The sequence below is a fragment of the Arthrobacter oryzae genome (assembly GCF_030718995.1).
Classification (GTDB): Bacteria; Actinomycetota; Actinomycetes; order Actinomycetales; family Micrococcaceae; genus Arthrobacter; species Arthrobacter oryzae_C.
In genome coordinates this window covers 1365153-1387385 of record NZ_CP132204.1, presented here as the reverse complement: position 1 = coordinate 1387385, position 22233 = coordinate 1365153, and the positions used below count along the sequence as shown (strand labels likewise).

The 22233-nt window shown below is 67.4% G+C and carries 21 protein-coding genes and 2 riboswitches; of the genes, 17 read left to right on the top strand and 4 right to left on the bottom strand.

The genetic code is table 11. The features are described 5' to 3' along the window. Window positions 1-203: 203 nt before the first annotated feature. From Q8Z05_RS06430 to mnhG, 6 genes are read left to right on the top strand one after another with little or no spacing between them, the layout of a single operon-like run. Window positions 204-3257 carry a Na+/H+ antiporter subunit A gene (locus Q8Z05_RS06430; protein ID WP_305942655.1) on the top strand — a complete coding sequence of 1018 codons (3054 nt, stop codon included), beginning with the start codon at window positions 204-206 and terminating at the stop codon, window positions 3255-3257. Beyond that, window positions 3254-3844: a Na(+)/H(+) antiporter subunit C gene (locus Q8Z05_RS06425; RefSeq protein ID WP_305942654.1), complete on the top strand. Its 591-nt coding sequence runs from the start codon at window positions 3254-3256 to the stop codon at window positions 3842-3844. Before Q8Z05_RS06430 ends, Q8Z05_RS06425 begins: the two co-directional genes overlap by 4 nt. Beyond that, window positions 3841-5505, top strand: a complete 1665-nt coding sequence (locus Q8Z05_RS06420; RefSeq protein ID WP_305942653.1) for a Na+/H+ antiporter subunit D — start codon at window positions 3841-3843, stop codon at window positions 5503-5505. Before Q8Z05_RS06425 ends, Q8Z05_RS06420 begins: the two co-directional genes overlap by 4 nt. Beyond that, on the top strand, window positions 5502-6047 hold the full coding sequence (locus tag Q8Z05_RS06415; protein WP_305942652.1) for a Na+/H+ antiporter subunit E: 546 nt from the start codon (window positions 5502-5504) through the stop codon (window positions 6045-6047). The genes Q8Z05_RS06420 and Q8Z05_RS06415 overlap by 4 nt, the downstream gene beginning before the upstream one ends. Next, window positions 6044-6322 (top strand): monovalent cation/H+ antiporter complex subunit F, encoded by a 279-nt coding sequence (locus Q8Z05_RS06410; protein ID WP_305942651.1) that lies wholly within the window; start codon window positions 6044-6046, stop codon window positions 6320-6322. Before Q8Z05_RS06415 ends, Q8Z05_RS06410 begins: the two co-directional genes overlap by 4 nt. Then, complete coding sequence (gene mnhG, locus Q8Z05_RS06405; RefSeq protein WP_305942650.1) at window positions 6312-6746, top strand: monovalent cation/H(+) antiporter subunit G; 435 nt, start codon at window positions 6312-6314, stop codon at window positions 6744-6746. The genes Q8Z05_RS06410 and mnhG overlap by 11 nt, the downstream gene beginning before the upstream one ends. 93 nt (window positions 6747-6839) lie before the next feature. On the opposite strand, the gene Q8Z05_RS06400 is transcribed toward mnhG, so the two are convergent. Beyond that, window positions 6840-7103, bottom strand: coding sequence for a DUF4235 domain-containing protein (locus tag Q8Z05_RS06400; protein ID WP_305942649.1), 264 nt, complete (start codon window positions 7101-7103; stop codon window positions 6840-6842). A 151-nt stretch (window positions 7104-7254) separates the two neighbouring features. Then, window positions 7255-7397: riboswitch (TPP riboswitch) on the top strand. 72 nt (window positions 7398-7469) lie between these two features. Between Q8Z05_RS06400 and Q8Z05_RS06395 the strand changes: the two genes are divergently transcribed. The 6 genes from Q8Z05_RS06395 (at window position 7470) to Q8Z05_RS06370 (ending at window position 13880) form a co-directional block, all read left to right on the top strand. After that, window positions 7470-8102, top strand: a complete 633-nt coding sequence (locus tag Q8Z05_RS06395; RefSeq protein WP_305942648.1) for an ECF transporter S component — start codon at window positions 7470-7472, stop codon at window positions 8100-8102. 16 nt (window positions 8103-8118) lie between these two features. Continuing rightward, entirely contained in the window at window positions 8119-9765 is a 1647-nt protein-coding gene (locus tag Q8Z05_RS06390) for an ABC transporter ATP-binding protein (protein ID WP_305942647.1), read from the top strand. Then, window positions 9762-10562 carry an energy-coupling factor transporter transmembrane component T family protein gene (locus Q8Z05_RS06385; protein WP_305942646.1) on the top strand — a complete coding sequence of 267 codons (801 nt, stop codon included), beginning with the start codon at window positions 9762-9764 and terminating at the stop codon, window positions 10560-10562. Before Q8Z05_RS06390 ends, Q8Z05_RS06385 begins: the two co-directional genes overlap by 4 nt. A gap of 109 nt (window positions 10563-10671) precedes the next feature. Continuing rightward, complete coding sequence (locus tag Q8Z05_RS06380; protein ID WP_305942645.1) at window positions 10672-12195, top strand: UDP-N-acetylglucosamine 1-carboxyvinyltransferase; 1524 nt, start codon at window positions 10672-10674, stop codon at window positions 12193-12195. 106 nt (window positions 12196-12301) lie between these two features. Beyond that, a complete protein-coding gene (locus tag Q8Z05_RS06375; RefSeq protein ID WP_305942644.1) occupies window positions 12302-13528 on the top strand; it encodes a glutamate--cysteine ligase 2 in 1227 nt (408 codons plus the stop codon). A gap of 28 nt (window positions 13529-13556) precedes the next feature. After that, the gene (locus Q8Z05_RS06370) at window positions 13557-13880 is read left to right on the top strand and encodes a hypothetical protein (protein WP_305942643.1); all 324 of its coding nucleotides are present in this window, start codon (window positions 13557-13559) and stop codon (window positions 13878-13880) included. A 99-nt stretch (window positions 13881-13979) separates the two neighbouring features. Here the strand turns inward: Q8Z05_RS06370 and Q8Z05_RS06365 are convergent, their stop codons facing one another. From Q8Z05_RS06365 to Q8Z05_RS06355, 3 genes are read right to left on the bottom strand one after another with little or no spacing between them, the layout of a single operon-like run. Then, window positions 13980-15188, bottom strand: a complete 1209-nt coding sequence (locus Q8Z05_RS06365; protein WP_305942642.1) for an O-succinylhomoserine sulfhydrylase — start codon at window positions 15186-15188, stop codon at window positions 13980-13982. Then, window positions 15189-15599 (bottom strand): rhodanese-like domain-containing protein, encoded by a 411-nt coding sequence (locus Q8Z05_RS06360; protein ID WP_305942641.1) that lies wholly within the window; start codon window positions 15597-15599, stop codon window positions 15189-15191. After that, window positions 15596-15928, bottom strand: coding sequence for a DUF1737 domain-containing protein (locus tag Q8Z05_RS06355; protein WP_371745970.1), 333 nt, complete (start codon window positions 15926-15928; stop codon window positions 15596-15598). The genes Q8Z05_RS06360 and Q8Z05_RS06355 overlap by 4 nt, the downstream gene beginning before the upstream one ends. A 34-nt stretch (window positions 15929-15962) precedes the next feature. Further along, window positions 15963-16077: riboswitch (SAM riboswitch) on the bottom strand. A 231-nt stretch (window positions 16078-16308) separates the two neighbouring features. Between Q8Z05_RS06355 and Q8Z05_RS06350 the strand changes: the two genes are divergently transcribed. The 5 genes from Q8Z05_RS06350 (at window position 16309) to Q8Z05_RS06330 (ending at window position 22230) form a co-directional block, all read left to right on the top strand. After that, window positions 16309-17604: an NtaA/DmoA family FMN-dependent monooxygenase gene (locus tag Q8Z05_RS06350; RefSeq protein WP_305942640.1), complete on the top strand. Its 1296-nt coding sequence runs from the start codon at window positions 16309-16311 to the stop codon at window positions 17602-17604. Window positions 17605-17608: 4 nt separating this feature from the next. Continuing rightward, window positions 17609-19207, top strand: coding sequence for an aromatic amino acid ammonia-lyase (locus Q8Z05_RS06345; RefSeq protein WP_305942639.1), 1599 nt, complete (start codon window positions 17609-17611; stop codon window positions 19205-19207). Then, window positions 19207-20241, top strand: a complete 1035-nt coding sequence (locus Q8Z05_RS06340) for a PLP-dependent cysteine synthase family protein (protein ID WP_305943498.1) — start codon at window positions 19207-19209, stop codon at window positions 20239-20241. The genes Q8Z05_RS06345 and Q8Z05_RS06340 overlap by 1 nt, the downstream gene beginning before the upstream one ends. 253 nt (window positions 20242-20494) lie before the next feature. Continuing rightward, entirely contained in the window at window positions 20495-21535 is a 1041-nt protein-coding gene (locus Q8Z05_RS06335; RefSeq protein ID WP_305942638.1) for an EAL domain-containing protein, read from the top strand. A 110-nt stretch (window positions 21536-21645) separates the two neighbouring features. Further along, entirely contained in the window at window positions 21646-22230 is a 585-nt protein-coding gene (locus Q8Z05_RS06330) for a DinB family protein (RefSeq protein WP_305942637.1), read from the top strand. Window positions 22231-22233 lie beyond the last annotated feature (3 nt).

Genomic DNA, 22233 nt, shown 5'->3' with positions numbered 1-22233 from the left:
ATCCGCCCCCGGCGATACGGGGAGCGATTTGCGAGTGAACGAAGGGTGGAACCTTCCCGGCGTCACGGGGATTCCGTGCTGCAGGCCGCGGAGTCATGTCAAAAGTGATTGCAACCGCTTGATAAACTGTGGGCACTGAACCTGACGAATGACCGCCTGCTCCAACTTTTGACAATCGAATCCCTGACGTTGCGGAGATACCAGTGATCACAGTCCTTGCCGTGCATTTCGCGGTGGCTGCCGTGGCGCCGTTCTTCTTCAAAAAATTCCGCAGGAACGCGTTCTACGCGCTGGCCGCGGTCCCCGCAGGTTCGTTCGTCTGGCTTCTCCTGCAGCGTGAGGCCGTCTATTCCGGCGCGGCCGGCCAGGCCTCCGGGGCACACTCGTCCACGGGAAGCGCCGTCACGGAGATCATTCCCTGGATTCCCGAACTGAAGATCGAGCTCGCCTTCCGGATGGACCCGCTGGCCTGGATCATGTCCCTGCTGGTGCTCGGAGTGGGCGCCTTGGTGCTGGTCTACTGTGCGCGCTACTTCAAGAACAAGGACAGCAACCTCGGCGGCTTCGGCGCCCAGCTCCTGGCCTTCGCCGGGGCGATGTTCGGCCTGGTCACGGCCGATGACCTGCTCCTGATGTTCATCTTCTGGGAACTCACCACCATCCTGTCCTACCTGCTGATCGGCTACGCCCGCACCAGGCTCTCCGCGCGGCGCTCCGCGCTCCAGGCGCTGATGGTCACCACGGCGGGCGGCCTGGCCATGCTGGTGGGCCTTATTGTCCTGGGCTCCAGCGCCGGAACGTACCGGATCTCGGCCATCCTGGAACAGGCTCCCGTGCTGGCCGCCGGGCCGGCAGCGGATGCCGTGGCTGCCGCCGTCGTACTGATCCTCATCGGTGCCGTGACGAAGTCGGCGCTCATCCCGTTCCACTTCTGGCTCCCCGGAGCCATGGCGGCCCCCACCCCCGTGAGTGCCTACCTCCACGCCGCGGCGATGGTCAAGGCCGGCGTCTACCTCGTGGCGCGGCTGGCGCCGGGGTTCGCCGAGACGGCGTACTGGCTGCCCATGGTGCTGGGGCTGGGCCTGGCCACCATGCTGGTGGGCGGGTACCGGGCGCTCCGGCAGACCGACATCAAGCTCATCCTCGCGTACGGCACGGTTAGCCAGCTGGGCTTCCTCACCATGGTGGTTGGCCTCGGCAAACCGGACGCAGCGCTGGCCGGGCTGGCCCTGCTGCTGGCGCACGGCCTCTTCAAAGCCACCCTGTTCCTGGTGGTGGGCATCATCGACCACCAGTCCGGGACCCGTGACCTCCGCAAGCTGTCCGGCGTCTACAAGTCCTCCCGTGCCCTTGCTGTTGTTGCTGCCATCGGTGCCGCCTCGATGGCAGGCATCCCGCCGCTGGCAGGCTTTGTAGCCAAGGAATCGGTGTTCGAGGCCTTCGTGCACTACGGCACCTCCCCTGATTCCAGCGGGCAGCCGGGCGCCTGGGGCCTGGTGGTGCTCGCGGGGCTGGTCCTGGGGTCCATCCTCACCTTCGCCTACAGTGCACGTTTCATGTGGGGCGCCTTCGCGTCGAAACCGGGCCTCGACCCCACGCCGTTCAAGGCCATCAAGCCGTCCTTCCTTGCCGCCCCGGCCGTGCTGAGCCTGCTCACCATCGTCTACGGGCTGTGGCCGGCACCGGTGGACGCGTGGATCCAGCCGTACGCTGCGGAATTCGTGCACGACGGCGGCGACCCGGCCGCTGCGGCGGGCCACCTTGCGCTGTGGCACGGGCTTACTCCCGCGCTGGGACTGACGGCCATCACCTTCGCGCTCGGCCTGGCGATGTACTACGGACGGAACCTCGTTGCACGGGCCCAGGGCAGGGTCCCGGCGTGGGTGGACGGGGACCGCGCCTACCAGATGACGATCGGCGCCCTGGACGACGTCGCCGTCTGGGTCACGGGGCGCACACAGCGTGGTTCGCTGTTCTTCTACCTGGCCGTGATCCTCACCGTGGCGTTCGCGCTGCCGCTCACCGCCCTGCTCATTGCCGGCAAGCCCCTGCCGGACAACCTCTATTTCATCGATCCGAATTCCCCGCTGCAGCTGGTGGCGGGAGCCGGCATCGTCATCGGTGCGCTGGCCGCCGTAAAGGCCAACAAGCGGTTCCTCGCGGTGCTGATGGTTTCCGTGACCGGCTACGGGATTGCCCTGATGTTCGCCCTGCAGGGCGCCCCGGACCTGGCCCTGACCCAGATGCTGGTGGAAACCATCATCCTGGTGGCATTCGTCCTGGCCATGCGCAGCCTGCCCGCGGAGCTCCGGGACCGCACCGGCGGCAAATACCGGGTGATCCGCGTGATCATCGGGGCGGCCTTCGGGCTCACCATGATCTTCGTGGCCATCTACGCCATGGGCGCGCGGATCGCGACGCCTGTGTCCCTGGAGTTTCCGCGGCTCGCGTATGAAGGCGGCGGGGGACTGAACATCGTCAACGTCACCCTCGTGGACATCCGGGCGTGGGACACCTTCGGCGAGATCTCCGTGCTCGCCCTGGCAGCCACCGGCGTGGCCAGCCTCATTTTCGTGAAGGGGCGCGGCGACGGCATCCGGGCCTCGTCCTCCGTGGCCGAGGGGACGGTGGGCCGGCGGTCCGGAGCCGGCCAGAGCTCGCGGGACAGTGCCGCGCTGGCCCTGAGCCGCAAGTTTGCCGCCTCCACCCGGGACGCCTGGCTCGTGGCGGGACGCACCCTGGCTCCCGAGCGCCGCTCCATCATCTTCGAAGTGGTCACCCGGCTGGTGTTCCACTCGATGATCGTCTTCTCCATCTACCTCCTGCTGGCCGGCCACAACCTGCCGGGCGGCGGGTTCGCCGGCGGACTGACCGCCGGGCTGGCCCTCACCATCCGCTACCTCGCGGGCGGCCGCTTCGAACTGCGGGAGGCCACTCCGGTCGGGGCCGGGACGCTCCTGGGCATCGGCCTGGCCACGGCTGCGGCGTCCGGGGTGGTTCCGCTGCTGCTGGGCGGCCAGGTGTTCCAGAGCGCCATCATCGAGCTGTGGCTGCCCGTGTTCGGCGACATCAAGTTCGTCACCTCCACCATTTTCGACATCGGCGTCTACATCGTGGTGGTGGGACTGGTATTGGACGTGCTGCGGAGCCTGGGCGCGGAGATCGACGAGCACTTTGAAGAAAACCCTGAAGCCGAGACCCCGGCGCAGGAAGCGGATGAAGTTCCCGCCGAAACCACCGGGAGGGGGAAGGCATGAGCGTCAACCTGACATTGCTGACCGTCATGGGTGCGCTCTATGCGTGCGGTATCTACCTGATCATGGAACGCAGCCTCACCAGGGTGCTGCTGGGCCTGATGCTGCTGGCCAACGCCACCAACATGCTGATCCTGGCCACCGGCGGCTACGCAGGCCTGGCCCCGATGTTCAGCAAGGACACTGACCCGCGGGACTACAACGACCCCCTCCCGCAGGCCCTGATCCTGACATCGATCGTGATCTCCTTCGCCGTGACCGCGTTCATGCTGGGCATCATCTACCGGACCTGGGTGCTGGCCCGCCGCGATGAGATCCAAGACGACGTCGAGGATATCCGCGTTGCCGAAACCCCCAGCTTCGATGCCGAGGACGATTCCGAGATCCCCGTGGAAACGTCCGAATTTCCGCTGACCATGGTGGGCTCCGACGGCCGGGGAATATCCAATTCGGGCATGTCCGGCTCCGGAGACTCCGAGACCGGCACCGTGAAGGCGGGCGACCACAAGATCAAAGCCAAGGACGCCGCCGCCGAAGAGCAGCCCGGCTCCCAGAACGTGACCCCCGGCCCGGAAGGAGGCGTGAAGTGAACATCGCAAGCTTTGCCCCGCTCGCCGTCGTACTTCCCATCCTCGGTGCCGCACTGACGTTCGTGCTGATCCGGCACTCGCGGGCCCAGCGGGCCGTCAGCATCACGCTCCTGTCCCTGACCCTCCTGCTGGAGTGCGTGCTGCTGGCCTCGGTCTGGGACGGCGGGACCGCAGCCGTCAATATCGGCGGCTGGCTGCCGCCGTGGGGCATCGTGATGGTGGTGGACCAGTTCTCCTCCCTGATGCTGGTGGTCTCCTCCACGGTCAGCCTCGCCGTCCTGGTGTACGCCACCGGCCAGGGAATGGCCGACGGCGACCAGGACGCGCCGCTGTCGATCTTCCACCCCACCTACCTGATCCTGGTGGCCGGGGTGTCCAACGCGTTCCTCTCAGGAGACCTCTTCAACCTCTACGTGGGGTTCGAGATCCTGCTGACGGCAAGCTACGTGCTGATGACCCTCGGAGGTACAGGCCCCCGCATCCGCGCCGGCGTCACGTACGTGGTGGTCTCCGTGGTGTCGTCCGTTCTGTTCCTGATCGCCATCGCCATGATCTACGGTGCCACCGGAACCATCAACATGGCGGACCTCGCCATCAAGCTCGCGGACCTGGATTCCGGGACGCGGATGCTGCTGCACGTGATGCTGCTGGTGGCCTTCGGCATCAAGGCGGCTGTCTTCCCGCTGTCCTTCTGGCTCCCTGACTCGTACCCCACCGCGCCGGCCCCCGTCACGGCCGTGTTTGCCGGCTTGCTGACCAAGGTGGGCGTCTATGCAATGGTGCGCACCGAGACGCTCCTCTTCCCGGGGGACTCGCTGAACACTCCGCTGATGGTGGCGGCCCTGCTGACCATGGTGGTGGGAATCCTGGGCGCCTTGGCCCAGAGCGACATCAAGCGTCTGCTCTCGTTCACCCTGGTGAGCCACATCGGCTACATGGTGTTCGGGCTGGCCATGTCCTCGGTGGCCGGCCTGGGCGCCGCCGTGTTCTACGTGGCCCACCACATCACCATCCAGACCAGCCTCTTCCTTGTCACGGGCCTGATCGAACGGCGCGGCGGAAGCTCGTCGATCGACCGCGTAGCCGGACTTGCCAAGCTGTCCCCGGTGCTTGCCCTGCTGTTCTTCATCCCGGCCATGAACCTTGCCGGCATCCCGCCGTTCTCGGGGTTCCTCGGCAAACTCGGGCTGCTGCAGGCCGGTGTGGAGCTCGGCACTCCGCTTGCCTACGCCCTGGTGATCGGCGGTGTCCTGACCAGCCTGCTGACGCTGCTGGCCGTTGCCCGCGTGTGGAACCGAGCGTTTTGGCGCAAGCCCGAGGACGCCGAGAACCCGGACCCCGTGCTGCTGGCGGACCCTGAGGACGCCGACACGGGCGACCGTGCGGGCAAACGGAATGTCACGCTGCTGCCGCGGACCATGGTGGGATCAACGATGGGGCTCGTCGCTTTCGGCGTCGCGCTTACCGTCTTCGCCGGGCCGCTGTTCCGGGTGGCGGACCAGTCCGCCGTGGACATGCTGGACAGGTCCTCCTACATCCAGGCGGTACTGGGCGAGAACGCTCCCGTGCCCCCGCTCGCGCAGCCTGAACCACCCCAGCCTGAACCTGCGCAACCGGTGGACTCGCAGCCGGTGGACTTGCAGCTCGGGGGGCAGAAATGAACCGCCGGCGGATCTCCATCCGGCAGGAACTGCCCCTGCTCGTCTGGCTGGTCTTTGTATGGGGTGCGCTCTGGCAGGACTTCAGCCCCGGAAACCTCCTGTTCGGAGCCCTCATCGCCGTGGTGGTGGCGCGGTTGTTCTACTTGCCTCCGGTGGAACTGGGGGGCCGGTTCAATGTTCTGCGGGCCGTCCCGTTCGCGATCGTTTTCCTGGGCAAAGTGGTGGCCGCCAGCTTCCAGGTGCTGTACCTGGCCGTGGCCCGCGGGCCCAAGGTGACCAACGCCGTCGTCGCGGTCCGGCTCCGCAGCCACTCGGATCTGATGGTCACCGCCACCGGACATGTCATCTCGCTGATTCCCGGCTCTCTGGTGGTGGAGGTGGACCGCTCCACCTCCACGCTCTACATTCACGGACTGAACGTCCGGAGCGGAGAGGACATCGTGAACCTGCGCAAGGAGGTCCGGGATGCCGAGGCGGCTTTGATCCGGATCATGGGCACCAGAGAGGAACTGGCCGCACTGAAACAGGAGGTGGACGCATGATGGACATCGTGCTGACCGTAACGGCCGTGATCCTGTCCTTGGCGGCAGCCGGGGCCATCGTCCGGATCGCCATCGGCCCGTCCCTGCTGGACCGGGTGCTGGCCTCGGACGTGCTGCTGGCCATCATCGGCGCCACGCTCTGCATCGACATGGCCGTGAACAGGCATCTGAACAACCTGATGCTGCTGGTGGCGCTGTCCATCATCGGGTTCATCGGATCAGTGACCGTGGCGCGCTTCGTGGCCGACCGGCGGGAGCAGCCCAATGAATCCTGAACCATCTTCCGTGGACGCCATCATTGACACGGTGTCGGCTGTTTTTATGGTGGTGGGCGCCGTGATGTCCCTCGGCGCGGCGATCGGCCTGCTGCGCTTCCCGGACCTGATGAGCAGGATGCACGCGGCCACCAAGCCCCAGGTGCTGGGGCTCTTCCTGCTGCTGGCCTCGGTGGGCCTGCAGCTGCGGACCTGGTGGGTGTGGCCGGTGCTGTTCGTGGCGTGGATCTTCCAGGTGCTCACCGTTCCGGTGTCCGCGCACATGGTGGGAAGGGCCGGCTACCGCACCAAGCACCTGCACAGGGAGCTCCTGACGGTGGACGAGCTGGAAGCCGTGGTGCTGAAGGCCGCCGACAAGAAAACTGCCGAGCCGCAGGACCCGGGCAAGCGGTCCGGGGACGACCACCAGCGCGGATCAGCCTAGGGATCACTCTGCAAAGAGTTTTTGTCCAGATAACGCGACGTGGAGGCCGGTTAGCTCGCGTTATCTGGACAAAAACTCGGGTTGGGTTGGGACCTAGACGATGTCCTGGCTCTTGGCGAAGCGCGTGATCGCACGCTGGGTGCCGCGGTTGGCCAGGACCTGGATGATGGCGCTGACAGCCGCCGAAATCAGCGCGAAGGTCAGGGCGGTGCGCAGGGTGGTGGGGACGTCATCCTTGTCGCCCTTCGGGGGCTTCCGGCCGGTGACCTTTTCCCAGACAACGTCGACGGCCTTGGTGCCGGCGAACCCGGCCAGCAGGCTTACTCCGGTCCCAAACAGCTTGATGAAGAAACTCATATCCAGTACCCCTTACAGGTGGGAGACGGCGGAAACAGGACTTCCCCTAGCCTAACCGCATCAGCCCCGCCGGATCACCGCCGATTGTGACACCGGCCCCGGGATTCGGCGGGCCCGCGGGTGTAAACTTATGCACGCCCACAAGGGCGAATTGATACGACAGGGGAGCGTCGCCGTCGGGCATCACTGGAAAAGTCCAGGGAACCGGAGGCGGGCGCTGAGAGTGCGGACAGCCGCAGACCCTCGAACCTGATCCGGTTAGTACCGGCGCAAGGGAGTCGAGTTCTCAGAGTGACCGGCAGCAGGCGGCGGAAGCCGCGGCCCCGCCGGCAACCACTCTCCCCTCCTGTACCTCAGGAGGAAGACATGACTGATATTTCTGCAAAGCAGACACTGCCACACAGCAAGCGCAGCTGGCGTGTGGTGGACATTGTGGTTGCCGCGTTGATCGCAGTGGCCGGCGGCGTCATTTTCTGGGCCTGGTCCCAGGGGGCCGCCGCGGTTTCGCCGGCCATGAACGCCGTGTACCCGCCGCTGACCGGCCTCATTGCCGGCGGCTGGATGATTCCCGCCGTCCTGGGCATGCTGATCATCCGCAAGCCGGGCGCCGCCCTGTTCTGTGAATCGGTAGCCGCCACGGGAGAACTGATCATGGGCTCGCAGTACGGTGCGTCGGTGCTGTTCTCCGGCTTCGTGCAGGGGCTCGGTGCGGAGATCATCTTTGCGGTGTTCGTGTACAAGAAGTTCAACCTGCCCGTGTCGCTGCTGGCCGGTGCCGCTGCAGGCCTCTTCTGTGGCCTGAACGACTCGTTCGCTCCGTGGGGCTGGAACATCGCCTACGCTGCCGGCGACAAGCTGGCGTACATCATTTTCACCGCCATCTCCGGAGCCGTCATCGCCGGTGCACTGTCCTGGATCGCCACCCGCGGCTTGGCCAGGACCGGTGTGCTCAGCTCCTTCGCCTCCCGCAAGGCAGCAACGGAGCCCGTCTTCTCCTGATGAACGCACACTGCTCATGACATCGTCGGACTACGTCCGCCCGGCAGCGGTCACGGCGCGCGGCTGGGGCTGGCGGCACGCCGGCCGGTCCCTGCCGGCCGTCCGCGGCCTGGACCTGGACATCCGGCCGGGCGAACGCGTGCTGCTGCTCGGTCCGTCCGGCGCCGGTAAATCCACGCTGCTGCACGCCCTCGCCGGCGTGCTTGGAGACAGCGACGCCGGCGCCCACCACGGGGGCACGCCGGACGCCGAGGACTCCGACGAGACCGGCAGCTTGCTGATCGACGGCGCCCCGCCGCGTGCCCGGCGAGGGTCCGCCGGCCTGATGCAGCAGGACCCGGAGACGCAGGTTGTCCTCTCCCGGGTGGGGGACGACGTCGCCTTCGGCGCCGAGAACCTTGCCGTGCCCCGCGCGGACATCTGGACGCGCGTCGGGGAGGCGCTCGACGACGTCGGGCTGGCGCACCTGCCGCTGGACCACCCGACGTCGGCCCTGTCCGGCGGGCAGAAACAGCGCCTTGCGCTCGCCGGCATCCTCGCCATGCGCCCGGGACTGCTGCTCCTGGACGAGCCCACCGCCAACCTTGACCCGGCCGGAGTGCTGGAAGTCCGCGACGCCGTGGGCCGGTGCCTGGATAAGACCGGGGCAACGATGGTGGTGGTGGAACACCGCGTCGGCGTGTGGAAAGACCTCGTGGACCGGATCGTGGTGCTGCAGCCGGGATCCGCCACGGATTCTGCAGTGCTCCTGGACGGCGCCCCGGACCAGGTCCTGGCACAGGCGCGGGACCTGCTCATCGCCGCCGGCGTCTGGGTGCCCGGGTACGTCCCGGCGACCCGGACGCGGTCCGGTGCCGCGGGCGGAGCACCCGGTGATGCCGGGGCGCCCGCGGGCGTGGCCTCGGGGGGAGTGCCGGGTAACGGGAACCTCCTGCTGGCAGCGGAGCACCTGGCCGTCTCCCGCGAACGTCCCCGCCGGAGGGGCTTCAAGGCCGTCCCGCCCGTCCCGGTGCAGTCCGGCATCACGGCGCAGGTCCGGACCGGGCAGGCGCTGACCATCACCGGCCCCAACGGTTCCGGCAAGTCCACGTTTGCGCTGACCCTGGCCGGGCTGCTCCGGCCGGTGGAAGGCAAGGTCTCCGCGACGGTGGACCTCAGCGAAGGCGCGGGCATTGATCCGTACAAGTGGAAGGCGGAGCAGCTTATTTCGCGGATCGGCACCGTGTTCCAGGAGCCGGAGCATCAGTTCGTCACCGGCCGGGTGCTGGACGAGCTGATGTTCGGCCCGCGGCACCTGGGGCACGGCGAGGAACGCGTGGATGAACTCCTGGAACGCCTCCGGCTGGGCAAGCTGGTGGACGCGAACCCGTACACGCTCTCGGGCGGGGAGAAGCGCAGGCTGTCCGTCGCCACCGTGCTGGCCGCCCATCCCCGCGTGTTGATCCTCGACGAGCCCACCTTCGGCCAGGACGCCAACACCTGGGCGGAACTGGCATCCTTCCTGTCCGAGCTCCTCGACGCCGGCACCGCTGTGGTGTCCGTGACGCACGACCAGGAGTTCAGCGATGTCCTGGGCGGCACCGAGCTGACACTCGGTGCGCCTGAACTCAAACTTGCTGCGCTGAAACCCGGCCTGCACAACCCGGAGGTGACCGCACCGTGAGGGAAGCGTTGACCCTGGGCGCCAACCATGCCCTGCTCACGCGGGCCAATCCGCTGGCCAAGTTCGCCGTCGTGATGCTGATGACTGTGGTGCTGGCGCTGTCCATCGACTGGGTGTCCGCCTCTGTTGCGCTTGCCTTTGAGCTGCTCCTTTTTCCCCTGGCCGGGCTGACCGTCGTGCTGCTCTGGCAGCGGGGCTGGCCGCTGATACTGGCGGCAGCGCTGGGCGGCTGGAGCACCTCAATCCTGGCGCCGGACACCGGAAGGATCCTGCTCGACGTCGGCATTTGGTCCATCAGCGAAGGTTCGCTGGAGCTGGGGCTGGGATTCCTGTTGCGGGGCGTGGCGATCGCCCTGCCCGCGGTGCTGCTGATGAGCTGCACGGACCCCACGGACCTGGCCGACGCCCTGGCGCAGAAAGCGAAGCTGCCGCACCGCTTTGTGCTGGGTACGCTGGCGGCCATGCGGCTTGTGGGCCTGATGGCTGAGGAATGGCAGACCATCGGCATGGCCCGGCGTGCCCGCGGTGTGGGCTCGCACGGGAGCCCGGCGCAGCGGCTCCGGGCCACCCTGGGGCAGAGCTTCGGACTCTTGGTCCAGGCCGTCCGGCGGGCGTCCCGCCTCGCCGTCACCATGGAGGCGCGGGGGTTCGGCGGTGCGCAGCGGACCTGGGCACGTGAATCGACGTTCAGCACGCTGGACATCTGGGTGGTGCTCGGAGGGCTCCTGATTGCCGCTTCGGCCGTGTCCGCGGCAGTAGGGGCGGGCACGTGGAACATGGTGTTCCTCGAGCAGTAAACTGCATGGTTCGCGTCGCCATATCGCATCAGGAGAATAATCTGTGACCTTGGCGGCAGTGCGGGGTGATTTGCGCGCTGAAATAGCTCATGCGTGATATTTTTTTCCTATGACTCAAGAGACTGCTGAACACGTAGGCCTGCTGCTCCGCGATGCCCGCACTGAGAAGGGCTGGACCCAGGGGCAGCTTGCCGGCGAGCTGGGCACCAGCCAAAGCGCCATCGCCCGGATGGAGCAGGGCAAGCAGAACCTCAGCCTCAAGATGATCCAGCGGCTCGAAGCCATCGTGGGACGCAGTATCGTCAAGGTGGGCCGGCCGCAGATGACGCACCTCCGGGTGGAAGGCGGCCGCACGCTCTCCGGTTCAGTGGACGTCAACAGCAGCAAGAACGCCGGCGTGGCCCTTCTCTGCGCCAGCCTCATCAACCGCGGCACCACCACGCTGCGCCGGCTGGCCCGGATCGAGGAAGTGAACCGGATCGTTGAGGTCCTCACCAGCATCGGCGTCGAATGCACCTGGCTCAACGCCAATGACCTGCAGATCCGCCGCCCCGCCGTCCTGGACCTGGATTCCATGGACGTGGACGCTGCCCGCCGCACCCGCAGCGTGATCATGCTGCTGGGGCCGCTCCTGGACGAGTCCGCCGAGTACCGGCTCCCGTACGCGGGCGGCTGCGATCTGGGCACCCGCACCGTGGAGCCGCACATGCAGGCCCTGCGCCAGTTCGGCCTGTCAGTGGAGGCCACGTCCGGCTTCTACTCCGTGCAGGCACCACCGGCCGACGGCGACAACCGCACCTTTGTGTTGAGCGAACGCGGTGACACGGTCACCGAAAACGCCATCATGGCGGCTGCGCACCGCCGCGGCACCACCGTGATCCGCAACGCCAGCCCCAATTACATGGTCCAGGATCTCTGCTTCTACCTGCAGGGCCTGGGCGTGCAGATCGACGGCGTCGGCACCACCACGCTGAAGATCACCGGGCTGCCGTCCATCGACGTCGACATTGAATACTTCCCGTCCGAGGACCCCATTGAGGCGATGAGCCTCATCACCGCCGGCATCGTGACCAATTCAGAGGTCACCATCCGCCGGGTCCCCATCGAATTCATGGAGATCGAACTCGCCACCCTGGAACAGATGGGCCAGGAACTGGAAATCTCCGGCGAGTACTTTGCCCGCAACGGGCGCACCAGGCTGGTGGACGTCACCACCAAGCCCTCAGTGCTGCATGCTCCCGCGGACAAGATCCACCCCATGCCGTTCCCCGGGCTGAACATCGACAACCTGCCCTTCTTCGCCGTCATTGCCGGCAACGCCGAAGGCCAGACCATGATCCACGACTGGGTCTACGAGAACCGCGCCATTTACCTGACCGAGCTGAACAAGCTGGGAGCCCGCGTCCAGCTGCTGGATCCGCACCGGATCTACGTGAACGGACCCACGCGGTGGCGCGCCGCGGAAGTGGGCTGCCCTCCGGCCCTCCGGCCGGCCGCCTGCATCCTGCTGGCCATGCTGGCGGCCCGCGGGGTTTCCGAGTTGCGCAACATCTACGTGATTGAGCGCGGATACGAGGACCTGGCCGAGCGCCTCAACACCATCGGCGCGAAGATCGAGTACTTCCAGGACTGACCGTACGGTGGCTGGATGACGGCTCCGTTGCGGTGCCGCTCCAGTATCCGGCCCTGTCCAGTCCCGGCTCCTGTCTAACAGCGCGTCACGGGGGCACAATGTATGCATGCGAACTTTCGGGGTTGAGGAAGAGCTGCTGATTGTGGACCCCGTGACCGGGGAGCCGCTGGCGCTGGCGGACGCCCTCCTGACAGGGCGGAAGCTCGCTGCCGACGACGCGCCGGACAAGCCGCGGATCCCGGACCCCCACGATCCTGCCCGGCCCGACGGCGACACGGGGCTGACGGCTGAGCTTAAGCTTGAGCAGATCGAGACCCAGACCCGCCCGTGCCTGGACTATGCGGAGCTGCTCCTGCAGATCCGCCAGGGCCGAGCCCTGGCGGACACCGCCGCGAAGAAGCACAATGCGCGGGTGGCCGCGCTCGCTACTTCGCCGATTGCCTCCACGACGCACACCACGCCGAACCCCCGCTACGCCACCATGCAGGAGCGCTTCGGGCTGACCGTCCATGAACAGTTGACCTGCGGGTTCCACGTCCACACGTTCGTCGAGTCCCCCGAAGAAGGCGTTGCCGTCATCGACCGGATCCGGGACAAGCTGGCGGTCCTCACGGCGTTGAGCGCCAACTCGCCATACTGGAACGGCGTGGAGACCGGGTTCGAAAGTTACCGCACGCAGGCCTGGAACCGCTGGCCGACGTCGGGGCCGTCCCAGATCTTCGGCACCCACTCCATGTACCGGCGTGTGGTCACCCGTCTGCTGGACAGCGGCGTGCTCCTGGACGAGGGCATGATCTATTTCGATGCGAGGCTCTCCAGGAACCACCCCACAGTGGAGGTCCGCGTGGCCGACGTCTGCCTGCAGGCCGAGGACGCAGCCCTGATTGCCGTCCTGGTGCGCGGACTGGTGGAATCGGCAAGCCGGGAGTGGCGGTCCGGTGTGGACCCGGCCCCTGTACCCACCGTGCTCCTGCGGATGGCCGCCTGGCAGGCCAGCAATTGCGGGCTTCGCAGCGACCTGCTCGATTTCGGCACCTTCCGTCCGGCTCCCGCCGCGGAAGTGGCGGAGGCCCTGGTGGATTACGTGGCGCCGGTCCTGGCTGAACAGGGCGAGCTGGAACTGGCCCGGGAAGGCGTGCGGAGAATCCTGGACCGGGGGACCGGTTCGGAAGAGCAGCGCCGCGCCATGCAGGAGAACCTTGACGCGACGTCGGACGCTGCCTCCGGGCTGGCCGCCGTGGTGGCCCATGCAGTGAATGTCACCATGCGCCAGGCCGAAGCCGCCGCCGCGCGCGAGGCGGCGCCGGTGCTGTTGCGCGTTCGCCAGTCCTGACCAGGTTCCTACTACCCCGGAGTGCGCCATGGAAACCGAATTCGCACAAGTCACCGGCCACGATGTCACCACCATTACCTGCGTCTGCGGGAACACCGTCAGCGACGAAGGACTGATCCAGGCCAACGCCGAAGGCATGCCCGTTCATCTGGGTGACGACACTCCCGTTCCTGCCGGGCTGGCGGAGTGGCCCGGGGACGAGGACCTCTACACGCTGTGCCCCGCCTGCGGCCGCGTCTACCACGACGCCGTCATCGAGGAGACCGGCACGGCGCCGGTGGCCTTCCGGGTGGATGTTGCCGCCGGTCCCATAGCTGAAGCGATCCGGCTGCACTGGGAGCTAGACACCTGAGTGCGGCCGGACCAAACAGGTAGTGAACACTCTGTTTGGTCCGGCCGCAGTACCGTAGCTTTGGTCTCTGTTCTTACCTGCGCTGGTCGGGCGCGCCGGTCAGATCTGCTTGAGCGCCTGCTCCAGGTCGCGGGTAAGGTCGTCCACATCCTCGAGCCCCACCGACAACCGGACCACGCCGTCGCTCAGCCCGATGGCCGCACGGCCTTCCGGACCCATCGCGCGGTGCGTGGTGGTGGCCGGGTGGGTGATGAGCGTCTTGGCGTCGCCCAGGTTGTTGGAGATGTCGATGATCCGCAGCGCATCCAGCAGGGCGAAGGCCGCTTCCTTCGCCGAACGCCCGGCGGACGGCGAGAGCTCGAAGGTGAGCACGGTGCCGCCGGCCTTCATCTGCCTGGCGGCCAGCTCGTACTGCGGGTGCGACGTCAGGAGCGGGTACTTGACCCAGCTGACAGCCGGCTGCTTCTCAAGCCACTCGGCCAGGCGCAGGGCGGAGGCGGAGGAATGGTTGACGCGCAGCGCCATGGTTTCCAGGCCTTTGGTCAGCACCCAGGCGTTAAACGCTGAAAGGGCGGGCCCGGTGTGGCGCATGAGCTGCTTGACCGGGCCGTCGATGAACTCCTTGGTGCCCAGGATGGCGCCGCCCAGGACCCGTCCCTGGCCGTCAATGTGCTTGGTGCCGGAGTACACAATCACGTCCGCGCCGAGGTCGCCGCAGCGCTGCAGCAGCGGAGTGGCAAAGACGTTGTCGACGACGACCGTCGCCCCGGCCGCGTGGGCCAGTTCGCTGACGGCGGCGATGTCCACGATTTCCTGCATCGGGTTGGACGGCGACTCGAAGAAGACGGCGGTCGTCGGCTCTGCCAAAGCAGCCCGCCACTGCTCCAGGTCCGGGCCGTCCACGAACACCGTTTCGACGCCCCAGCGGGGCAGGATCTCGTTGAGTATCACAAAGCAGGAGCCGAACAGCGAGCGGGCAGCCACCACGCGGTCGCCGGCAGCCAGCAGCGCGCCGAGGGCCGTGAACACGGCGGACATGCCGGACGCCGTCGCAAAGCACGCCTCCGTGCCCTCGAGCAGGCGCAGCCGCTCCTGGAACGTGGCCACCGACGGGTTGCCGTAGCGGGAGTACACAAACCGTTCGTCCTCGCCGGTGAACGCGCGCTCGGCCGCTGCCGCGGATTCGTACACAAAGCCGGAGTTGAGGAAGATCGGCTCGGCCGTCTCCTGGAAGTTGGTGCGGTCAAGGCCGCCGCGGACAGCCTGGGTGTCGGGGCTCCAGGCGGCGGCGTCGGGATTGAAAGTCACTTAGTTCTTTCCGAGGTTGGTGGGTAGTCCGCGGTTCTTCCAGCCGTTGACGGTGCGCTCGCCGTAGCGGTCCGGTTCGCCTTCGAAGCCTTCGAGGACGTTGTAGGCGGTGAAGCCGGCCTGTGTGGCGGCGATTGCCGCGGCCACGGAGCGGACGCCGGAACGGCAAAGGAACACCAGTTCGACGCCGGTGTCCTCCGGTGCCTGCTGCTTCAGCTGGTCGACAAAGTCCGGGTTGGGGATGCCGCCCGGGAAGGTCCACTGGATGAAGAGGGGATCGTTTTCGGTGGCTTTTGTGTCCGGGATGCCGATATGGGCCCACTCGCCTTCGGTGCGGACATCCACCAGGACTGCGCCCTGTTCCAGCTTGGCCCAGGCGTCCTGCGGGCTCAGGTCTCCGGCGTAGCTCACGCGTGCCCCTCGAAACCTTCGTCCTCGAACCCTTCCCCCGGGAATTCGGCGTCGAACTCAAGTTCGTCCACCGCGGTTGCCACTGCGGCATCCGAGCTGGCGATGGCTGCCGGCAGGACCACGGCCTGCGCCACGATCACGCTGCTGCCGTTGAACGTGGCTGCCGGGCTCCCGTGCAAAACGTAGCCGTCGGCCAGGGCCGCGGAGATGCGCTCGCAGAACGAACGGTCATCGGGGCCGGTGATGAGCCGGTAGGCCAGCTTTTCCTGGGGCAGGTCCTGGGCCGGATGTTCCTGGCCGGCGGGGGCCGGTTCGGTAGCCGGGGCCAGTGATGCGGGTGCGTCAGACACGACGGATCTCCTTCTCTCACGCTTGCAGGTCGAATGGTTCGATATGCCGAGTATTCACCTGAGGCACCCCGCCGCGGAAGGAGGGTTGCCGACCGGCCAGTCAGGGCTTGTCACCGGTTCTCATTACTCCCCAAAAACGTAACACTTACGACGGCGGCCCGCACCGCCGTCGTCGTCATCTTCCGTAACGGGACCCGGCACCACCGCGCCGCCGGTGCCCTGCCGCTGCGTGTGCGCCCGGCGCCGGGGTGCAGTTACAAAAACCCTCGCCGGGAGGATAATGACGGGAAATGAACCGCTGTAACGCCGGATGAAATCAGGCAGCCGTGAATGAATCCAACGGGAATACAGTCAGTCCCATGCTGCACTTCGGTTGGTTTGTGGGCCACGGCTTTGGCGTCCAGGGCTGGGGCACGCCCGGCTACGGCATCGGGTACGACTGGAAGAAACCGGCCGTGTACCAGCACGCCGTGCAGGAATTCGAACGGGCCGGGCTGGACCTGTTCATCATCGAGGATTCCCTCACGGTGCCGGACACGTACGGCGGAAGCGCCGAGGTATCGCTCGCACAGGCGTCGTTCGCGCCGAAGCACGATCCGCTGGCACTGGTCCCGTACCTGCTCTCCGCCACCGAACACCTCGGCATTGTCCCGACGGTGAGCGCGTCCTTCTACCCGCCGTTCACCGCGGCACGCCTGCTTGCCACCCTGCAGCACTTCTCCGGCGGCCAGCTGGGCTGGAACGTGGTGACCTCCGGAAGCGACCTCGCCGCGCAGAACTACGGACTGGACCAGCAGATCGAGCATGACCTCCGCTACGAAAAAGCGGACGAATTCGTGGACGTGGTGCGCAAGCTCTGGCGCAGCTGGGAGCCGGACGCCATCGTGGAGGATGCCGACGCCGGAATCTTCGCGGACCATACGAAGGTCCACCCGATCAACCACGACGGCCGGTTCTTCAAGGTCCGCGGTCCGCTCAACACCGCGCCGATGCCCGAGGAACCGGTGCTGGTGCAGGCCGGCGCGTCCCCGCGGGGGAAGGCGTTCGCGGGCGGCAACGCGGACGTCGCCATTGCCCTGGCGAGGGGTGCGGACGGTATGAAGGCCTACCGCGATTCGATCCGGGCCGAGGCGGCCGCTGCGGGGCGGAACCCCGACGACGTCAAGGTGCTGTACGTCCTGAAGCCCACCGTGGTGGGCTCCCGCGCCGAGGCGGACGAGCTCAGGGAGCAGCGCCGCCAGCTGACGCAGCGTGACATCGACAGCCAGCTGAACTCCATCTCCTACCTCTCCGTCATCGACTTCAAACAGTTCGACCTCGACGCCCCGCTCCCCGAACTCACCACCAACAGCAACCAGGGCACCCTGGACCATTTCGCCAAGGCCGGTCCGCCCGGCTCCACGCTACGCCAGCTCCTGGCAGCCCGCAGCGGCGGCGCGGGGGACAGCATCATCGGCACAGCCGAGGAGATTGCCGACTACCTCGAGGAAACCGGCGCCCGGGTGGGCGGGGACGGGTTCCTGTTCTCCGGCTTCGTCGATCCGGCCACCGTCCATGGTGTGCTGGACCGCCTGGCCCCGGTGCTGCGGCGCCGCGGGCTGCTCCGGACAAGCTATGGCGACGGCGGCTTCCGCCGGAACCTGCTGGACTTCTAGTGCCATGGGCAACGGCAGCGGGAACTTCCTGATCGGCACGGCCCACCTGCGCGCCCGGGACATCGCCGAGGCCGCGGCTGACCCGGACGTGAAATTCGTCCTCAGCGCGGACGCCCTGGAGCTGATCGGCCTCTCGCGCGAGGTGGTGCAGCGGGCCATCGACTCCGGCCACCGCGTCTACGGCCTCAACACCTTGCTGGGATCCGGGCGTGACACCGCCGTGGATGAACAGGCGATCCTCGCGTACCAGGTGCAGGTGGTGCGGTACCACAACAGCGGGGTGGGCGGGTTGCTGGGCGCTGATGAGGTCCGGGCCGTGATCCTGGCGCGGCTGGTGGGCTTCAGCCGGGGCGGCTCCGGAGTCCGGCCTGAAACGGCGCGCTTCTACGCCGAGATGCTAAACCGCGGCGTGGTCCCCGCCGTCCCGCGCGAAGGCTCCGTAGGCTCCGCAGACCTGACCCACCTCGCCGCCGTGGCCGCCGTCGCCATCGGGGAGGGCCAGGCGGTGGCGGCGGACGGGCAGCTGCTGCCCGGCGGGCAGGCCCTGGCCGACGCCGGGCTGGCCCCGCTGGAGCTGGCGCCCGGGGAAGCCCTTGCCCTGGTCAGCTCCAACTCATACTCCATCGGTGTGGGCGCGCTGGTGCTGCACCGCATCCTCCGGCTCGCCGACCTTGCGGACACCGCGCTTGCGCTGTCGCTCGAGGCGACGGCGCGGCACGACGGCGGCGGCAACCTCAGTCCGTTTTCGCCGGCGGTGCAGGCGGCCAAGGCGGTGAACGGGCAGGCCGTCACGGCGGGCCATGTGCTGCGGCTCCTTGAGGGTGGCTGGCTCGAGGACCCGGCCAGGGAAGTGTCCGTCCAGGACGCGCTCTCCTTCCGGGCGGCACCCCAGACGCACGGCGCCATCCGCTGGCAGGTCGCCGCGTTGGAAGATGCCCTGGAGGTGGAACTCAACGGCCGGGGCGACAACCCGCTCACCGACGTCGATTCCGGGCGGATGGTGTCCGGCGGAAACTTCCAGCCCATGCAGTTGGCGCTCGCCTTCGAGGCGCTGCGCCTGGGGCTGGCCCACCTGGGAATCAGCAGCGAGCGGCGGACCGCCAAGCTCTACCCGCCGCAGCGGGAGATCCGGCAGCGGCACCTCGAAGCGGCCACGCACGGAGCTCCGCTGCAGCCCGAAGAGCTGCCCGGGCTGCTGTGGTATTCCGCGGCCGGCCTGCTGTCCGAGCTCAAAGTTCTCGCGGCGCCGGCCACGCTGGGCGCGCCCACGCTGTCCGCCGACGTCGAAGACCACTCAACGCTGGCACCGCTCGCCCTCCAGCAGTTGGAGCGCTCAGTGGAGGCCGCCGAGAAGCTGTTCGCGATCGAGGCGCTGACAGCCGCCTACCTGCTGGGCGGGGCGGAAGCGCGTGCGGTGCGGCCGCTCGGCAAGGGAACGGCCGCCGTCGTCGACCGTCTTTCCGGCCTGCTGGCCCGGCACCTGCCGGCGGCAGCGCTGGTGGACCAGGCCCGCGTCGAATTGCACGGCTTAGTGGACGGCGTCCGGATCGGCTCTGCCGATCACGCGGCCGACCACACTGCCGGCCGTGCGGAAAGGCAATGATGAGCATCATGACAGGCAGGCACGCGGTTCACGACGCCGATATTGCGGCGGACGCCGCCGCTGTCCTGGCGCAGGTGGGAAACACTCCGCTGGTGCCGCTGGACGTCCTGGGAAAGGGACTGGGCAGCAGGGTCTACGTCAAGCTTGAATCCGACAATCCGGGCGGGTCCATCAAGGACCGGACCGCCCTGAGCATGGTGCGCGCGGCTGAGCGCAGCGGCGAGCTCCGGCCCGGCGCCACCATTGTCGAGAGCACGTCGGGGAACACCGGGATCGGGCTGGCGCTGATCGGCGCGCTGACCGGGCATCCCGTGGTGGTGGTCACCGGGGACACCATCTCCTCCGAAAAGCTGGCCGCACTGCACCGTTATGGCGCCCGGGTGGTGGTGACGGACTGGACCGCGCCGTCGGAGTCGCCGGAGAACGCGCGGGCCGTCGCGGCACGGATCACGGCGGAAAATCCCGGTGCCTGGCGGCCGCAGCAGTTCGACAATCCGGCCAACCCGCTGGCCCATTACGAGGGGACCGCGCCGGAGATCTGGCAGCAGACGTCCGGGAAAGTGACTCACTTCGTGGCCGGGATCGGCACGGGCGGGACCATCAGCGGCAACGGCCGTTACCTGAAGGAAAAGACCGGCGGCCATGTTGAGGTGATCGCCGCCGACCCGGCCGGCTCCGTGTACAGCGGCGGCCACCCGGGCGAAATCCTGGTGGACGGCGTGGGGAACTCGTGGCCTGAGGCCGAGTGGCCCAAAATCTTCGACCGCAGCATCGTGGACCGTTTCCTGCGCATTCCCAACGACGAGGTGTACACCACCGAGCACCGGCTGCTGAACGAGGAGGGACTCTCGCTGGGTCCTTCCTCCGGGCTTGCGGTGGCCGCCGCCCTCAGGGTGGCGCTTGCCGCTCCGCACGGATCCGTGGTGGTGGCAATCGCGCCCGACGCCGGCAGCAACTACCTGAGCAAAGCCTTCAACCCGGTGTGGCTGGCGGACAACCACATCCATCTGGCCGCGGAATTCGTGGAGGAATAGTCCGCCTGCTTAGCATCACGAGTCGGATACAGCTACAGACAGACAGCCCGGTCTCGTTGTACGCTTTTGAAACGTTCGCGGTTCCCGCATCCTCGAATCAGAATGCGGTGTATCCACGGCCGGGTCCCGGGCTCAGCCGGGACCAGCACTTATAAAGGAATAGACCATGTCAATGGATGAGACTTCTTTTCCAGCATTGACCGATGGGGAATCGACTGTGCACCGGGGACCCCAGTCGAACCCGCCTTCGGACGTGGGTGATCCGACGATCCGTGGACAGGCGCGGGACATCATCGAGTCTGTGCTGGATGACACCACTCCGCAGAGTGAGTGGGCGCGTGAGCAGTTGCGCACCCGGATGGAATCTCACCCGGGAAATCCGGAACGTGCGCTCCTGGAGCACCTCATGGCCACCCGGAGCATTACGGACGAGCAATCGGAAGAGTCCGAGCCCAACCTGCCCAGCTCCGATCTGCCGTTGCCGGATGAGGACTACGGCAACATGGTGCTGTTCACCCGCCGGAGCAGGCGCCGCATAGAGGCGATCCTCGGCGACCGGATGCTCCTCACCGCGTTCCAGCCCATTCATGAGCTTTCTAGCCGGAACGTGGTGGGTGTCGAAGCCCTGACGCGTTTTGTCAGCGACGACGGCGCCAGCGCGGACCACTGGTTCAACGAGGCCGCCGCCGTTGGCCTCGGGGCGGACCTTGAATTTGCGGCCCTGCAGGCAGCCCTTACTGCGGCAGAGCAGTTGCCGGCGCACGTCTACGTGGCTCTGAACCTCTCGCCGGCCACCTGCCTCGACCCCCGGCTCCGGGCGTTCGCGGAGCACTCCCAGCTGGCCTTGGACCGGATCGTCATCGAGCTGACGGAGCGGCTTGCCGAGGACGAATACGAGCCCGTTGTGGCAGCACTGGCTCCGTTGCGGCTGCGCGGACTCCGGGTGGCTGTTGACGGCGCCGGAGCGGGATTCGGCTCGATGAGCCAGGTCACGCACCTGAGTCCCGACATCATCAAACTCGACCGCAGCCTCATCGCGGGAATCGACCACGCCGCCGGCCAGAAGACCCTGGGCGCGGCCATGGTGGCATTCGCCCGGCAGGTCGGGGCGGATCTTGTCGCGGAAGGGATCGAAACCCAGGCCGAACTGACCGCGGTCATGGACCTCGGGATGACCTTTGGGCAGGGGTACCTGCTGGGCCGCCCGTCCGTCCAGCCGCTCGATTGGGCAGCATGGCGGACCTCGGCGGATCACGAGGCATCCACCTCGGGATCCAACGGCCAGGCCACCTAGACGCTCTCTCACTTCCTGCCGTCCATTTCCGGACGCTCTCTCACTTCCTGCCGCGCCAGTCCGGACGCTCTCTCACTTATGACGGTGGGGGAGTCGGTATAGTGCCCGCTATGGATGACAAGGAAGTTCTGCACCGCTACCTGCGCACCCGCCGCGCGGACCTCCTCGGCAAACTCGACGGGCTGGGCGAGTACGACGCGCGCAGGCCGCTGACACCCACCGGCACCAACCTGCTGGGCCTCGTCAAACACGTGGCCAGCGTGGAACTCGGCTATTTCGGCGAGGTCTTCGGGCGCCCCAGTCCGCGCGATTTGCCTTGGGATGCCAATGATGCAGAACCGGACGCCGACATGTGGGCAACGCCTGATGAGAGCCAGGAGCAGATTCTTGAACTTCATCACTTCTCCGCGGCGCACAGCGATGCGACCATTGACGCCCTCCCGCTGGACGCGCCGGGCATCGTCCCGTGGTGGCCTGAGGAGCGCAGGCATGTGACCCTGCACCAGATCCTGGTGCACATGTGCGTGGAAACGGCCCAGCATCTGGGCCACGCGGACATCCTCCGCGAGCTCATCGACGGATCTGCCGGCCAGCGGCCGGGTGATCAGAACCTGACCACGCGAACCGCCCGGGAATGGGCCGCGCACCGCGCGCGGATCGACGCCGCGGCGCGCGCGGCAGCCGGCAGGAAGTGAGAG

Excerpts from the sequence above, each read along its gene's own strand:
- Q8Z05_RS06425 (WP_305942654.1), top strand. The coding sequence starts at position 3,254 with ATGAGCGTCAACCTGACATTGCTGACCGTCATGGGTGCGCTCTATGCG.
- Q8Z05_RS06415 (WP_305942652.1), top strand. The coding sequence starts at position 5,502 with ATGAACCGCCGGCGGATCTCCATCCGGCAGGAACTGCCCCTGCTCGTC.
- Q8Z05_RS06410 (WP_305942651.1), top strand. The coding sequence starts at position 6,044 with ATGATGGACATCGTGCTGACCGTAACGGCCGTGATCCTGTCCTTGGCG.
- mnhG (WP_305942650.1), top strand. The coding sequence starts at position 6,312 with ATGAATCCTGAACCATCTTCCGTGGACGCCATCATTGACACGGTGTCG.
- Q8Z05_RS06400 (WP_305942649.1), bottom strand. The coding sequence starts at position 7,103 with ATGAGTTTCTTCATCAAGCTGTTTGGGACCGGAGTAAGCCTGCTGGCC.
- Q8Z05_RS06395 (WP_305942648.1), top strand. The coding sequence starts at position 7,470 with ATGACTGATATTTCTGCAAAGCAGACACTGCCACACAGCAAGCGCAGC.
- Q8Z05_RS06390 (WP_305942647.1), top strand. The coding sequence starts at position 8,119 with ATGACATCGTCGGACTACGTCCGCCCGGCAGCGGTCACGGCGCGCGGC.
- Q8Z05_RS06380 (WP_305942645.1), top strand. The coding sequence starts at position 10,672 with ATGACTCAAGAGACTGCTGAACACGTAGGCCTGCTGCTCCGCGATGCC.
- Q8Z05_RS06375 (WP_305942644.1), top strand. The coding sequence starts at position 12,302 with ATGCGAACTTTCGGGGTTGAGGAAGAGCTGCTGATTGTGGACCCCGTG.
- Q8Z05_RS06370 (WP_305942643.1), top strand. The coding sequence starts at position 13,557 with ATGGAAACCGAATTCGCACAAGTCACCGGCCACGATGTCACCACCATT.
- Q8Z05_RS06350 (WP_305942640.1), top strand. The coding sequence starts at position 16,309 with ATGCTGCACTTCGGTTGGTTTGTGGGCCACGGCTTTGGCGTCCAGGGC.
- Q8Z05_RS06345 (WP_305942639.1), top strand. The coding sequence starts at position 17,609 with ATGGGCAACGGCAGCGGGAACTTCCTGATCGGCACGGCCCACCTGCGC.
- Q8Z05_RS06340 (WP_305943498.1), top strand. The coding sequence starts at position 19,207 with ATGAGCATCATGACAGGCAGGCACGCGGTTCACGACGCCGATATTGCG.
- Q8Z05_RS06330 (WP_305942637.1), top strand. The coding sequence starts at position 21,646 with ATGGATGACAAGGAAGTTCTGCACCGCTACCTGCGCACCCGCCGCGCG.